Origin of the sequence: Bradyrhizobium sp. G127, assembly GCF_021502575.1 — a bacterium.
Taxonomy (GTDB): domain Bacteria; phylum Pseudomonadota; class Alphaproteobacteria; order Rhizobiales; family Xanthobacteraceae; genus Afipia.
Window position 1 is genome coordinate 2020379 of record NZ_JAKFGN010000001.1, and the last position, 11938, is coordinate 2032316.

The 11938-nt window shown below is 62.4% G+C and carries 18 protein-coding genes; 13 read left to right on the forward strand and 5 right to left on the reverse strand.

The window, feature by feature from the left end; all coding sequences use genetic code 11:
• Positions 1–93 precede the first annotated feature (93 nt).
• From LVY71_RS09495 to LVY71_RS09505, 3 genes are all read left to right on the forward strand, one after another.
• Positions 94–471: a response regulator gene (locus LVY71_RS09495; RefSeq protein ID WP_235099544.1), complete on the forward strand. Its 378-nt coding sequence runs from the start codon at positions 94–96 to the stop codon at positions 469–471.
• A gap of 522 nt (positions 472–993) precedes the next feature.
• On the forward strand, positions 994–1518 hold the full coding sequence (locus tag LVY71_RS09500; RefSeq protein WP_235099545.1) for a hypothetical protein: 525 nt from the start codon (positions 994–996) through the stop codon (positions 1516–1518).
• 182 nt (positions 1519–1700) lie between these two features.
• On the forward strand, positions 1701–2084 hold the full coding sequence (locus tag LVY71_RS09505; RefSeq protein ID WP_235099546.1) for a helix-turn-helix domain-containing protein: 384 nt from the start codon (positions 1701–1703) through the stop codon (positions 2082–2084).
• 14 nt (positions 2085–2098) lie between these two features.
• On the opposite strand, the gene LVY71_RS09510 is transcribed toward LVY71_RS09505, so the two are convergent.
• The gene (locus LVY71_RS09510; RefSeq protein WP_235099547.1) at positions 2099–2398 is read right to left on the reverse strand and encodes a hypothetical protein; all 300 of its coding nucleotides are present in this window, start codon (positions 2396–2398) and stop codon (positions 2099–2101) included.
• A gap of 214 nt (positions 2399–2612) precedes the next feature.
• Entirely contained in the window at positions 2613–2801 is a 189-nt protein-coding gene (locus LVY71_RS09515; protein ID WP_235099548.1) for a hypothetical protein, read from the reverse strand.
• Between the two features lie 220 nt (positions 2802–3021).
• On the opposite strand from LVY71_RS09515, the gene LVY71_RS09520 reads away from it, so the two are divergent.
• Positions 3022–3186, forward strand: a complete 165-nt coding sequence (locus tag LVY71_RS09520; RefSeq protein WP_235099549.1) for a hypothetical protein — start codon at positions 3022–3024, stop codon at positions 3184–3186.
• Positions 3187–3265: 79 nt separating this feature from the next.
• Here LVY71_RS09520 and LVY71_RS09525 read toward each other — a convergent pair whose 3' ends face one another.
• The gene (locus tag LVY71_RS09525; RefSeq protein WP_235099550.1) at positions 3266–3613 is read right to left on the reverse strand and encodes a hypothetical protein; all 348 of its coding nucleotides are present in this window, start codon (positions 3611–3613) and stop codon (positions 3266–3268) included.
• Between the two features lie 163 nt (positions 3614–3776).
• Here LVY71_RS09525 and LVY71_RS09530 point away from each other — a divergent pair, with 163 nt between their 5' ends.
• The 3 genes from LVY71_RS09530 to LVY71_RS09540 are packed head-to-tail and all read left to right on the forward strand — an operon-like array spanning position 3777 to position 6045.
• On the forward strand, positions 3777–4094 hold the full coding sequence (locus LVY71_RS09530) for a hypothetical protein (protein ID WP_235099551.1): 318 nt from the start codon (positions 3777–3779) through the stop codon (positions 4092–4094).
• Positions 4081–5349, forward strand: a complete 1269-nt coding sequence (locus LVY71_RS09535) for a DNA-packaging protein (protein ID WP_235099552.1) — start codon at positions 4081–4083, stop codon at positions 5347–5349. Before LVY71_RS09530 ends, LVY71_RS09535 begins: the two co-directional genes overlap by 14 nt.
• A 57-nt stretch (positions 5350–5406) precedes the next feature.
• On the forward strand, positions 5407–6045 hold the full coding sequence (locus LVY71_RS09540; RefSeq protein WP_235099553.1) for a cupin domain-containing protein: 639 nt from the start codon (positions 5407–5409) through the stop codon (positions 6043–6045).
• Between the two features lie 170 nt (positions 6046–6215).
• Here LVY71_RS09540 and LVY71_RS09545 read toward each other — a convergent pair whose 3' ends face one another.
• Positions 6216–6509: a GIY-YIG nuclease family protein gene (locus LVY71_RS09545; RefSeq protein WP_235099554.1), complete on the reverse strand. Its 294-nt coding sequence runs from the start codon at positions 6507–6509 to the stop codon at positions 6216–6218.
• A 146-nt stretch (positions 6510–6655) separates the two neighbouring features.
• On the opposite strand from LVY71_RS09545, the gene LVY71_RS09550 reads away from it, so the two are divergent.
• Positions 6656–7825, forward strand: coding sequence for a phage portal protein (locus LVY71_RS09550; protein ID WP_235099555.1), 1170 nt, complete (start codon positions 6656–6658; stop codon positions 7823–7825).
• A 35-nt stretch (positions 7826–7860) separates the two neighbouring features.
• Here LVY71_RS09550 and LVY71_RS09555 read toward each other — a convergent pair whose 3' ends face one another.
• Positions 7861–8331, reverse strand: a complete 471-nt coding sequence (locus LVY71_RS09555; RefSeq protein ID WP_235099556.1) for a Spy/CpxP family protein refolding chaperone — start codon at positions 8329–8331, stop codon at positions 7861–7863.
• Between the two features lie 122 nt (positions 8332–8453).
• Between LVY71_RS09555 and LVY71_RS09560 the strand changes: the two genes are divergently transcribed.
• From LVY71_RS09560 to LVY71_RS09580, 5 genes are all read left to right on the forward strand, one after another.
• Entirely contained in the window at positions 8454–8654 is a 201-nt protein-coding gene (locus LVY71_RS09560) for a hypothetical protein (protein WP_235099557.1), read from the forward strand.
• Positions 8655–8656: 2 nt separating this feature from the next.
• Positions 8657–8854, forward strand: coding sequence for a hypothetical protein (locus LVY71_RS09565; protein ID WP_235099558.1), 198 nt, complete (start codon positions 8657–8659; stop codon positions 8852–8854).
• A gap of 207 nt (positions 8855–9061) precedes the next feature.
• Complete coding sequence (locus tag LVY71_RS09570) at positions 9062–9673, forward strand: HK97 family phage prohead protease (protein ID WP_235099559.1); 612 nt, start codon at positions 9062–9064, stop codon at positions 9671–9673.
• 251 nt (positions 9674–9924) lie between these two features.
• Complete coding sequence (locus tag LVY71_RS09575; RefSeq protein WP_235099560.1) at positions 9925–10302, forward strand: hypothetical protein; 378 nt, start codon at positions 9925–9927, stop codon at positions 10300–10302.
• 216 nt (positions 10303–10518) lie between these two features.
• On the forward strand, positions 10519–11790 hold the full coding sequence (locus LVY71_RS09580; protein ID WP_235099561.1) for a phage major capsid protein: 1272 nt from the start codon (positions 10519–10521) through the stop codon (positions 11788–11790).
• Positions 11791–11938: the final 148 nt, after the last annotated feature.

The following is an 11938-nucleotide window of genomic DNA, read 5'->3' on the forward strand; positions in this document are numbered from 1 at the left end:
CGTCACGCCACGGACTTTGTTCCTGTGGCCGGATTTTTTGCCGAACCTTTGACGCCGCGACGCATTGCTCACACATGGCAAAGGGAGGCAACGATGGGACGCGCCTGGAAACATACCGTGCTTGTTGTCGAGGACGATCAGTTGCAGCGGGAACTGGTCAGCCTGATTTTCGAGGAGAGCGACATGCACGTGATCCAGTGTATGAGCGGCGAAGCCGCCGTCGTCGTGCTGGAAAAAGCCGGCCCCGAATTGACGATGATGTTCATCGATGTGGACCTCGAGGGTGAGATGTCCGGCATCGAGCTCGCGATCATCGCAAAGCGCCGGGTTCCGGATATCGATGTGATCGTAACGTCGGGGCAGGAGGTCGGCGAGATTCCCGACGACGTGTTGTTCATGCAGAAGCCGTGGTTGCCGCTGGAGCTGCTGCGCGAGGCGGAGCGCTCATGCCGGCGGCATGGGGTGCATTAGGCGTATTAGAAAGGCCTCGTGCAGCCGGGCCATTGGAGAGGCTTAGCTCTCCCGCGGGCCTAGGCGTCAACGACACGATCGCCGAAGATTGCTTAAGGGCATCTGGGGCAAGCGCCCGCCTTTCGACGGACTACTGGATTTAAGACCCGAAAACAGGCCGTAAATTAGTTCCCTGCGTGGCGCAAATGCAACTCCCGGTATATGAATGAGGTTTAATGAACCTTTTTTGATCGCGGGGGAACTAACTGGTGTTGACATCTGTTTACAGCCTGTCAACTAATAGTTGACAACATGGCCCGGTCTAAACACTCCAAAAAGGAGGTTGAAGATGCCATTTCTTACGCTGAATCAAAGGGTTGGCGCATTGAAATCCGGAGCGGTCATTGTTGGGGCAGACTTTACTGCCCTCAACACTCGCGAGAAGGCTGCCGCCTCTCAGTCTACTCAACTCCGCGCAATTCGCAGGATCATGCAAACGATATTCGACGAGCTGTCGACAGGTGTAGTCACTAGGTCAGTACGATGAGCAAGTATTACTTCACAATTATAGCATCTGGACTCGACCCTGAAGCCGAAGACTTCGAGGATCGCTTCTTTGCGGCTGGATGCGATGACGCCACCCTCTCAGTTCAGAGGGGCGCAATCATTTTGGAGTTTTCGCGAGAAGCTAAAAGCTTTCCGCATGCTTTGGTCTCGGCTTTCTCCGACGTTCAAAAGGCTGGTGCGAAAGTGGTGCACTTCGAACCAGACCACCTAGTGAGTCTATCTGACATCGCTCACCGCAGCGACATGAGTAAAGCGGCGATTTCGCTTTTCGCGAAAGGTGAACGAGGAAGAGACTTCCCGTCGCCTGTGGCCAAAGTTACTAGCGAAAGCCCGCTATGGGATTGGGTAGAAGTCGCAAGATGGATGTTTCGCCGCAAATCGCTTTCTTTACACCACGTTGTTGAAGCGCGCATAGTCCGTCAGGCCAACGTTGCCCTCACAAAGCCGGATGGTATCGAGAAATTCTTTGCTCAACGGTTTCGTTCCGAAATCAGAGCTTAATGTTTTGGCGGTGGCCCCTTTTTGAAGGCCGCTTAGAAGCGGCCTTTTTCTTTACTAGTTTTACTTCAGATCGATCTTGGGCTTAATGCCAATAATTTTTCAGCATCTTTTTACTCGGGTTCTTAATCGGGATTTTGGCTAGGCCAAAAAGTCCACGACCGCATCGACCCGGAGACCGTGTGATGATGGATGTCAGGCCGCTCCGCACCGAGCAGGACTACGAATGGGCTCTTCGCGAGGTTGCGCGTTATTTTGAAAGTCAGCCCGCGCCGGGGAGCGAGGATGGCGATCGTTTCGAGGTTCTGGCGACCCTGCTCAAGGACTACGAAGCCACGCATATCCCGATGCCCGGCGCCGATCCGGTCGACGTGCTTCACTTCGCCATCGAGTCGATGGGTAAAACCCAGGCTGAGCTGTCGAAACTGATCGGCCGTAACCGCGCTTCTGAAATCCTGAACCGCGTTCGACCTCTGACACTCGATATGATCCGCACCATCAGCGCGGAATGGAAAATTCCGTTCGAAGCGTTGGCCGCGCCCTACGACCTCGCGCGCGAAAGCGCATAGAGCGCCGACGCGCGCTAGTTCGCCTTGCCCTGCGGGTTCTCGACCGGCGCGCCCATCAGCAGCGCCTTGTCGAGCGTGTCGCGCAGGTTCATCGCGCTTCCGGCCGTCATCCGCAGATGCGCGACCGCCTTCAGGCGGGTGGCAATCTGGCCGTTGGCGATCGGCTCGACCAGGCTTGCGGCCAGCAGGACGTTGATCAGGCCGCCATTGTTTCCGAGCGTCGGACAGATCTCGAAGAAAATAATCGGCGCTTCCAGGATGCCTTCGACCGGCAGATGAATGGGCTTGTTTTGCGGTTCGGGATTGTCGGTCATCACGGCTCCTGTGCCCGGTCTGTCTGACGGGAGCGGTGAGGGGTGCACTGTCCCGGCGGGATTGTCGAATCCGATCGTTGTGGGTTTTGGCGGAAATGTTTTCTAGGAAAATAATCCTTGACAGCGTGACGCTGCCGCAGTAGGGTTGCGTCATGCTCCGGAATTGCGCCTGACGATGTGCTTCGAACGCGCAGCGAAGTGAACAGCATCCTGCTCAGCGCCGGGCGGCCCGCACCAGCGCGGCGGCGGCCAGCATAACAGCGACGCCGGCGATGCCGGCGCAGATCAATCCAGCGGGCGTCACGCGCGCCGTTCCCTTCACGTGGAGATCGCCGAAGGTGAGATCGAATCCGGCGCGCATTTCTTCCGGATGTGTCAAAGGAGGATCGGCGGCGTCCGTCATGTGAGCCACTTTCATTCAGCGCTGCATCGGCGGCGCGATTGCCAACCCCACCACAACAGACCGGCGCCCGCAACCGCAGCGGCCTGCGGCGATGATTCGGCAGAGGAAACGGCGGCGCTGCGGGCCGTGGGCGACATGCTCCGGAACCACATCACGGATCATGCGTTTTCTCACATGGATGTGCGCGGATGTTCGCGCATTGTGAACAAACGAGGACGCGATGGCAAAAGTCGAACAGGCGGACGGCGGTCGCCGGATTGTCGAGACACCCACCGAAGCGCGGCAGGCGGAGCCGGGGCCATCGGTGCTGGCGCTGCTGAGCATCAGCACCATCGCCGCGATCTTTGTGCTGGCGATTGTGTGGTTCGTGTTCTTCCGGACGTGAGCCTTTTGCGGAGCACAGACCGCAAACCACGCTTTCGGTGTCATGCGCGGGCCTGACCCGCGCATCCATCTCTAAAGGCTCATTCGAGAAGATGGATTGCCGGGTCAAGCCCGGCAATGACGGCGTTATAAAACAACATCGCTGTAAATCTGAACAAAGCGCCGCGCCTTCCGCGTGGCGTTGTCATATCCGCGCGAAAGCCCGCCACCATGCCGAAGACACCTTCGTCCGCTCCGGTGAAGAAGCGGGCGGTGAAGAAGGTTGTGAAAAAAGCTGCGCGCAGGACGATCAAAAAGACCGTCAGTAAAACAGCGGCGAAGGCCGTGAAGAAAATTGCGGTCAGGAAGACTGTTGCGAAGACGACCGCAGCAAAGAAGCCAACCGTTGCGAAGCCTGAGAAGGCCAGACGCCCGCGCGCAAAGGTCATCAAGGACCATCCGGGCAATCTTGTCGTCGATCCGCACGATCACGCGGGGGTCGAGGCGATCGAGAAAGCGACCGAGAAGGTTGCGCGCAAGCAGCGGGCGTCACGGCCCAGCGCCGCGGACATCGCCACCAATCCGCCGCCGGGCGAGACCGGAGCCGGATCGATGGTCGCGCGGGTCTCTGATGCCATCGAGCGCGAGCTGTCGAAGATCGAGCGCATCGTCGGCAATCCGACGCGCATGTTGCCGGCGCAGCGCGTCGAGACCGAAAGCCGCGCCCGCGTGCTGGCCTCGCTGGCGCGGACGCTGAAGGAAGTGATGCGGCTGCGCGAGCAGGAGCGCGCAGGCGACGACACAAGGGCCGCCGATGACGACGCCGTTCCCCGAGATCTTGACGAATTCCGCCGCGAGCTTTCGCGACGCCTGGAAGGGATGGTCGCAGTCCGAGCGCCGCTTCCTGCTGGAGGGCATGAGCCGGGCTGAAATGGAGCTGCTGTTTTCCCGCTGGGACGTGTTCGCGCACGATCATCAGGTGCCGCCGGCGGTGGCGCCGAACGGTTTGCCGTGGCTGACCTGGCTGCTGATCGGCGGGCGCGGCGCGGGCAAGACGCGCGCTGGCGCGGAATGGGTGAGGGCGCAGGCGCTGGGACTTGCGCCGCTCGCGGATGGGCCGGTGACGAATATCGCGCTGGTCGGCGAAACCGAACACGACGTGCGCGAAGTCATGATCGAGGGCGTGTCGGGGCTGCTGGCGGTGCATCGCCGCGACGAGCGTCCGGCGTGGATCTCGTCGCGCAAGCGGCTGGAATGGAGCAACGGCGCGGTGGCCTATGCGTTCTCGGCGGAAGACCCCGAGAGCCTGCGCGGGCCGCAGTTCGGCTGCGCATGGTCCGACGAGATGGCGAAGTGGCGCTACGCGCAGGCGACATTCGACATGCTGCAATTCGGCCTGCGGCTGGGCAGCCAGCCGCGGCAGGTCATCACCACCACGCCGCGGCCGACCGCGCTGATCAAGCGGCTGATGCTGGAGCCGGGCAGCGTGGTGACGCGGGCGGCGACGGAGGCCAATGCCTATCACCTTGCGCCGACGTTTTTGAAGGGCGTGCTGGCGCGATACCAGGACACCCGGCTCGGCCGGCAGGAACTGGACGGCGAGATCATCGAGGACCGGCCCGACGCGCTGTGGTCGCGGGCGCTGATCGAGAGTTGCCGCGTCAATGACGCGCCTTCACTGACGCGCATCGTGGTCGCGGTCGATCCGCCGGCCTCATCCGGCAAGCGCGCCGACGCCTGCGGCATTGTCGCGGCGGGCATCACCGGCGAGGGCGGCATTTACGTGATCGCCGACGACACGGTGTCGAACGCGACGCCTGCGGTGTGGGCGGCGAAGGCGATTGCGCTGTGGCGGCGGCTTGAGGCCGACGCGCTGGTGGCGGAAGTGAACCAGGGCGGCGAGATGGTGCGCGCGGTCATCAACGAGGTGGATGCGAGCGTGCCGGTGGTGTCGGTGCGCGCGCATCGGGGGAAATATCTGCGCGCGGAGCCGGTCGCCACTCTTTATGAACAGGGCCGCGTCAAACATGCCGGGACGTTTCCGGCGCTGGAAGACGAGATGTGCGACTTCGGGCCGAGCGGTCTCACGTCGGGCCGTTCGCCGGACCGGCTCGACGCGCTGGTGTGGGCGATTGCCTCGCTGACCTTCACGTCGCGCGCCGCGCCGCGGGTGCGGAGATTGTGAGAGCATTTTAACCTGGCGTTGGCTTTAACCCGGCTCAGCCTGTGATAGCCTCACGGTATGGACAGACGGACATTCGTTCAGGCTGCTGCGCTGGCTGGCGTCGCGGCGCTCCAAACCTCCCACGCGGCGGAGGCGCAGGTGACGGCTGCGGCCACGCCAGAACATCCGGTGACATCCGTGACGACTGCGACCGACATGACCGCCGAGGAGGTGCGCGCGCATCTCAACCTCGAGCCGAACGCCACCTGCGGCTTCGTCCGCGAGACCTATGTCGCAAAACAGAAGCTGGCGGCGGGCGCGCTGCCGCTGCCGTTCGAGGCGGAGCGGCCGATCGGCTCGGCGCTGTATTTCATGGTGACGCCCTCGGCGCCGGTGAAGCTGCATCGAATCCGCAACGACCAGCTCTATCATTATTATCTCGGCGATCCGCTCGAGGTGCTGCTGCTGCGCAACGGCGGCGAACACGTCATCGTCGGCCCGGATCTGAAAGCCGGCCATCGTGTGCAACTGCTGATTCCCGGCAATACGTTTCATACCGCGCGCGTGATCGGCACCCGGCGCTGGTTTCTCGGCGCCAGCACCGAATGGCCGGGCGTCATTCCGGCCGACGTCGAACTCGGCAAGCCGGATGAACTGACCGTGGAATTTCCGAAAGTCGCCGTTGATGTCCGCAGCTTTCCGGAGCCGGTGAGGTAATTCAAGTCTTGCTCTGTGCTGGTTTGAGTTGGAGGACAGCACCTGTCCCGGGCGCGACGCAGCGTGTAACGCTGCTTCGCAGAACCGGGACCGCAAGAGGTTCAGTCTCTGCTACGGCCCCGGCTCAGCCGTGCACCGCTACGCGCTGCACGGCGTCCGGGGCAAGCATATCAAAATGCGATTTCATCGCCAAGGTCACGCCATTCCGGATTGTCTTTCTCGATCAATTCGAACTTCCACGCGCGACGCCAGCGTTTGAGTGAATGCTCTCGTGATCTGGCTTCAATAACCGAGGTATATGTCTCGACATGCACCAGTCGTGTCACGCCGTATGACGCGGTGAAGGCAGGAACGAGCTTCGCGCGGTGCTCCGCGAGCCTGCGCAACAGATCGTTGGTGATGCCGACGTAAAGCACGCCGCGAGTCTCGTTCGCGAGAATGTAAACAAAGAAACGCCGATCCATTGGAATTTGTCCCGGGCGCGATGCAGCGTGAAACGCTGCGTCGCAGAACCGGGACCGTCAAGAGGACAGTATATGTAACGGTCCCGGCTCTGCGGAGCGGCACTTCGCGCCGCGCCGCGTCCGGGACAAGAACAATTGGAATATCCATGCTCAATTTCAAAAATATCTTCCGCGCCCCCGAAGCCAAAGCCTCGCGCACCGCGCAGGTGCTGGCGTTCGAGTCCGGCGGGCGGGCGCGGTGGACGCCGCGCGACTATGCGGCGCTGGCGCGCGAGGGCTACCTTGCCAACGCCATCGTGCATCGGGCGGTGCGGCTGATCGCGGAAAACGCGGCGGCGTGCAACTTCCTGATCTACGAGGGCGCGCAGGAGCGCGAGGCGCATCCGCTGTTGCAGCTTTTCACCAGGCCGAACGCGCGGCAGGACGGCGCGACGTTTTTCGAGGCGCTCTATGCGCACATGCTGCTGGCGGGCAACGCCTATGTCGAGGCCGTCGCGCTCGGCGAGGAGGTGCGCGAACTCCACACGCTGCGGCCGGACCGCATGAAGGTGGTGCCGGGGCACGATGGCTGGCCGGAGGCATATGACTACAGCGTGGCGGGACGCAGCGTGCGGTTCGATCAGCTTGCCTCCAGCGTGCCGCCGATTTTGCATCTGACATTCTTTCATCCGCTCGACGATCATTACGGGCTTGCGCCGGTTGAAGCTGCTGCGGTCGCGGTCGACACCCACAACGCTGCGGCGAAATGGAACAAGGCGCTGCTCGACAACGCGGCGCGGCCCTCCGGCGCGCTGGTCTATTCCGGCCCGGAAGGCGCGATGCTGTCGGACCAGCAGTTCGACCGGTTGAAGCGCGAACTCACCGACACCTATCAGGGCGCGGTGAACGCCGGGCGGCCGCTGTTGCTTGAGGGCGGGCTCGACTGGAAGGCGATGTCGCTGACGCCGAAGGACATGGATTTTCTGGAGGCGAAGAATTCCGCCGCGCGCGAGATTGCGCTCGCGTTCGGCGTGCCGCCGATGCTGCTCGGCATTCCCGGCGACAATACTTACGCGAATTTCCAGGAAGCCAACCGCGCGCTGTGGCGGCAGACGATTCTGCCGTTGGCCTCGCGCGTCGGCAGCGCGCTCGCGCAATGGCTGGCACCGCAGTTTGGCGACGGGCTTCGCGTGGTGATCGACACCGACCGCATCGACGCGCTGGCAATCGACCGCGCCGCGCTGTGGGATCGCGTCGCCAATGCGCCGTTCCTCACACTGAATGAAAAGCGCGAGGCGACGGGCTATGCGCCGGTCGATGGCGGCGACCGGCTGTAACGATCATTCACGCCGCATGCGGCATCACGAAGCGATCACCACGCATCGCGCATGCCCCAGAACCTGTGCCGGCCGGAACGCGAGTTGAATTCCGCCTTTTGCTGCTCGGTGAGCGACGCATAGAATGCATCGAAAGCGGGACGCACCGCTTTCATGCCAGCCAGCATCGCTTCCATGCGTTTCTCCATGGCGTCCATCCGGCCCGGCATGGTTGTGCCCACATCGGCGGCACAGGTCGTTCGCACGGCGTCGGCAGCCTTGCTGGACGCGGTCTTGAAGTCTTCAAACTTGGTGCGCTGCTCGTCGGTGAGTTTCAGCCGGTCCGCCAGCCGCTCGGTTCGCCATTGCATGTGACGGCCGGAGCCATAGCCGCATCCGGGGCCTCCGCCCCGCATCATGCCTGGTCCCATCATGCCCGGTCCCGGCTGAGCGTTTGCCGCCGAGGACACGATTGCGAGTGCGAACACGGCGGGAATCATCAGAGCGATACGGCGATGCCTGATCATGAGCAGCCTCCTGTGTGGATTGTTCGAAGTCTCTGCCGATGCTCCGGCCGGCGCTTGAGGCAGATCAAGCGCGGCAATGATTTCTGTCCCGCGCTGTGCCGTGTCTGAGCAGGAATCGCAACATGTCCGAGCTGATTCAGGTGTTCACCGAGCGCGGCGACCTCGCGCATCTGGCGCTGCTGCTGTGGGCGCTGGCGGCGAGCGCCGCGTTCCTGTTCACGCTGCGCGAACTGGCGGCGGCGTCGCGGCGCTTCGATGAATTCGTCCGCCAGCTGTCGCGGTTCAATCGCAAGACCAGAACTCATTTCAACCAAGAGGATTGATTATGGATACGTTGCATACGGTGCTGCGGGCGATCACGCCGGAGCGGAAATCCGCGCCGGATCATCTGACGGTGTTCCGCGAATTTCTCGCGCGCCTCGACAAGATCCAGCACAAGGCACCGGCGCGGCCGGCGTCGCCGAAGCCCGCGCGCGCAAAACATGCGCGGCGGAAGACGCCGAAGCGCGGGAAGGGGACGTAGCTCTCTCCGCGTCGTCCCGGCGCAGGCCGGGACCCATACTCCCTGAGTTATCGGTTGTTGCGTGCTGCCCGCGGCTCGCGTTCCATAATCACGGCCTTCGGTGGTCCCGGCCTGCGCCGGGACGACGCTGAACTTTAATATCGCTCGTCAGAGCAGCCACCAAAAATTCACGCCCACCCCAACCACGCACCGTTCGCGAGGATGCCCATGCACGCGCCGATTTCAGTCACGTCCCGGGTCTCGCTCGCCGGCGACGGCACGGTGGAAGGCTACGCCAGCCTGTTCGGCGAGGTCGACCAGGCGCGCGACATGGTGATGCCCGGCGCGTTCACGAAAACGCTGGCACAGCGCGGCCTGCGCAAGATCCCGATGCTGTTCCAGCACGATCCCGCCGAGCCGGTCGGCATCTGGCTCGACCTGCACGAGGACTTTCGCGGGCTGTGGGCGAGGGGGCGCCTGATCCCCGATGTCGCGCGCGGGCGCGAACTGCTGGCGCTGGTGAGCGAAGGCGCGATCGACGGCCTCTCCATCGGCTACCGCACCGTGCGCGGCCAGATCGATCCAAAGACGCGCATCCGCAAATTGTACCAAGTGGACCTGTGGGAAATTTCCATCGTCACCTTCCCGCTGCTGGCGGGCGCAAGGGTGCGGGCGGTGAAGGAGCGCGTACTCAGCAAAAGTGGGCACCGGTTTTGCGATCAGAGTACGCGTCGCTTTGACTCATTCCCCACGCCAAAGCTGTCGTACCGGCGGATGCGGGCGGAAAAGGAGTGGCGGGGTTTGAGCGGTGGCGCGCTTTCCAGGTCGGAGGCGCGCTGATGACGTTTGTAGCTGACGTTTATGCTGAGTATCAGCTGGGACGAAGCGCATCGAGAGTATAATGGCGCAGTTCGGGAATTGAGCGACCGCTTTATGAAGGAGCGCGAAATTGAGCCGAGTCGTATGACGCCTGAGCAAGCGAGCGATCTTCTAAAGGAAATCAGAGAGAGTGAAGACCGTCGGATTCGAGATTACAATCGTACAATGAGGATGTTGCGGAGAATATTTCGGGGTGGCAGGGAGTAGCGTTGATGGATCAGGATAGTTCCGAAGAGGATCGGCAGCACGAAATCATCTGGAGAAAATTGTTTGACGAGACCGAATTGCTTCTCAAGGACTTTGCACATCAAGGCTTGATAGGCTCAGATGATTACTGGCTTGTCGATGAGGATTGGGGCTGGGATGTCCTCCAGATCGAATTGCCGTTATCTTTGGCTTGGCCGCCGATTGCGAAGAAATTGCAGCTCATCCTTGCCCGATACCCCGATTGGCGGATCACCATTCGGTTGGCGGACCGGCCTGAGGGCTGGCCCGGGATGGGCATCGTCATTTCTCAGGACAAGATTATTGACGACCTGAAACGCGAGTATTTTCCGGCGGAGTTTCGTTCCATTACCTTTGATGAATAGACGCAGGTTCAGGCTGCGCATTTGTATCTTGAAGCGATTTTGCCTCGCAAGACGCGCGTTCGCGTCAGGACCGATTATCCGACAGAGCCGACAAGATCGCGTCGAGTTTGGTTAATCCATCAGCGTTCCGGCTTACCTTCTCGAATTCGCGCCGCCCTTCCGGGCGGCGTTTTTGTTTGCGCATTTCACTCTCAACCCTTCACCCAGGAGAACCCAATGGATTTCGACATCACCGACACCGCGCCGGAGCACAAGTCCGGCATTTCCTCCGCCGCGCGCGGCGAGCAAGACGCGGTCATGCAAATGTTCGAGGAGTTCAAGGCCGCCAACGACGAGCGGCTTGCCTCGCTCGGCCGCCGCGCCGACGTGCTGCTCGACGAGAAGGTCGACCGCATCAACGGTGCGCTCGACGCGCAGATGAAGCGGATCGACGACCTCGCGCTGAAAAGCGCGCGGCCCCTGCTGGAAGGGAGCCGGCGCGATGCCAGCCGTTCGCGCTTCACTGACGCCTCGGCGCGCGAGCACAAGAGCGCGTTCGATGCCTACGTCCGCCAGGGCGAAAGCGCCGGCCTGCGCGCGATGGAAACCAAGGCGCTGTCGATGGGCTCCAACGCCGACGGCGGCTATCTGGTGCCGTCCGAACTCGAGCACGAGATCGGCTCGCGGCTGAAAGCGATCTCGCCGATCCGCAGCATCGCCTCGGTGCGCGAGATTTCCGGCGGCGTCTACAAGAAACCGTTCATGACCGCGGGCCCGGCCACCGGCTGGGTCGGCGAGACCGACGCGCGCTCGCAGACCACGTCGCCGACGCTCGATGCGCTGAGCTTTCCGGCGATGGAGCTTTACGCCATGCCGGCGGCGACCGCGGCGCTGCTCGACGATTCCGCCGTCAATATCGACGAGTGGATCGCCTCCGAGGTCGAACTGACCTTCGCGGTGCAGGAGGGCGCGGCCTTCGTCGCCGGCGACGGCAGCAACAAGCCGAAGGGCTTTCTCAACACCCCCACCATCGCGAATGCGTCGTGGGAGTGGGGCAAGCTGGGCCATGTCGCCACCGGCGTCTCTGCGGCATTTCCGGAGGACGATCCGTCGGACCTGCTGGTCGATCTGATCTATGCGCTGAAGGCGGGCTATCGGCAGAACGCCAGCTTCGTGATGAACCGCAAGACGCAGGCAGCGATCCGCAAGTTCAAGGACACCGGCGGCGCGTATCTGTGGCAGCCGCCGGCGCAGGCGGGCGGCCGCGCCTCGCTGATGACGTTTCCTCTGGTGGAAGCCGAGGACATGCCGGACATCGCGGCGAATTCGCTGTCGATCGCGTTCGGCGATTTCCGCCGCGGTTACCTGATCGTGGACCGGCTCGGCGTGCGCGTGTTGCGCGATCCGTACAGCGCGAAACCCTACGTGCTGTTCTACACCACCAAGCGCGTCGGCGGTGGCGTCCAGGATTTCGACGCCATCAAGCTGGTGAAATTCGCGGCGAGTTGAGGGCACGCCAAGAGTCTTCTCCCTCGCCCCGCTTTTGCGGGGAGAGGGTTGGGGTGAGGGGCTTCTTTGCGAACGTGGTGAGACTTTCGCGGCGGTCTTATCGCAAACAATGCGTCATGGCCGGGCTTGCCCCGGCCATCCGCGTCTT

What these genes read in the sequence shown, in the direction of transcription:
- LVY71_RS09535 (WP_235099552.1), top strand. Translation starts at nt 4,081, where the DNA reads ATGAGCCGGGCTGAAATGGAGCTGCTGTTTTCCCGCTGGGACGTGTTC.
- LVY71_RS09530 (WP_235099551.1), top strand. Translation starts at nt 3,777, where the DNA reads ATGGTCGCGCGGGTCTCTGATGCCATCGAGCGCGAGCTGTCGAAGATC.
- LVY71_RS09525 (WP_235099550.1), bottom strand. Translation starts at nt 3,613, where the DNA reads ATGACCTTTGCGCGCGGGCGTCTGGCCTTCTCAGGCTTCGCAACGGTT.
- LVY71_RS09495 (WP_235099544.1), top strand. Translation starts at nt 94, where the DNA reads ATGGGACGCGCCTGGAAACATACCGTGCTTGTTGTCGAGGACGATCAG.
- LVY71_RS09510 (WP_235099547.1), bottom strand. Translation starts at nt 2,398, where the DNA reads ATGACCGACAATCCCGAACCGCAAAACAAGCCCATTCATCTGCCGGTC.
- LVY71_RS09545 (WP_235099554.1), bottom strand. Translation starts at nt 6,509, where the DNA reads ATGGATCGGCGTTTCTTTGTTTACATTCTCGCGAACGAGACTCGCGGC.
- LVY71_RS09575 (WP_235099560.1), top strand. Translation starts at nt 9,925, where the DNA reads ATGGATCAGGATAGTTCCGAAGAGGATCGGCAGCACGAAATCATCTGG.
- LVY71_RS09505 (WP_235099546.1), top strand. Translation starts at nt 1,701, where the DNA reads ATGATGGATGTCAGGCCGCTCCGCACCGAGCAGGACTACGAATGGGCT.
- LVY71_RS09540 (WP_235099553.1), top strand. Translation starts at nt 5,407, where the DNA reads ATGGACAGACGGACATTCGTTCAGGCTGCTGCGCTGGCTGGCGTCGCG.
- LVY71_RS09515 (WP_235099548.1), bottom strand. Translation starts at nt 2,801, where the DNA reads ATGACGGACGCCGCCGATCCTCCTTTGACACATCCGGAAGAAATGCGC.
- LVY71_RS09580 (WP_235099561.1), top strand. Translation starts at nt 10,519, where the DNA reads ATGGATTTCGACATCACCGACACCGCGCCGGAGCACAAGTCCGGCATT.
- LVY71_RS09555 (WP_235099556.1), bottom strand. Translation starts at nt 8,331, where the DNA reads ATGATCAGGCATCGCCGTATCGCTCTGATGATTCCCGCCGTGTTCGCA.
- LVY71_RS09500 (WP_235099545.1), top strand. Translation starts at nt 994, where the DNA reads ATGAGCAAGTATTACTTCACAATTATAGCATCTGGACTCGACCCTGAA.
- LVY71_RS09560 (WP_235099557.1), top strand. Translation starts at nt 8,454, where the DNA reads ATGTCCGAGCTGATTCAGGTGTTCACCGAGCGCGGCGACCTCGCGCAT.
- LVY71_RS09565 (WP_235099558.1), top strand. Translation starts at nt 8,657, where the DNA reads ATGGATACGTTGCATACGGTGCTGCGGGCGATCACGCCGGAGCGGAAA.
- LVY71_RS09570 (WP_235099559.1), top strand. Translation starts at nt 9,062, where the DNA reads ATGCACGCGCCGATTTCAGTCACGTCCCGGGTCTCGCTCGCCGGCGAC.
- LVY71_RS09520 (WP_235099549.1), top strand. Translation starts at nt 3,022, where the DNA reads ATGGCAAAAGTCGAACAGGCGGACGGCGGTCGCCGGATTGTCGAGACA.
- LVY71_RS09550 (WP_235099555.1), top strand. Translation starts at nt 6,656, where the DNA reads ATGCTCAATTTCAAAAATATCTTCCGCGCCCCCGAAGCCAAAGCCTCG.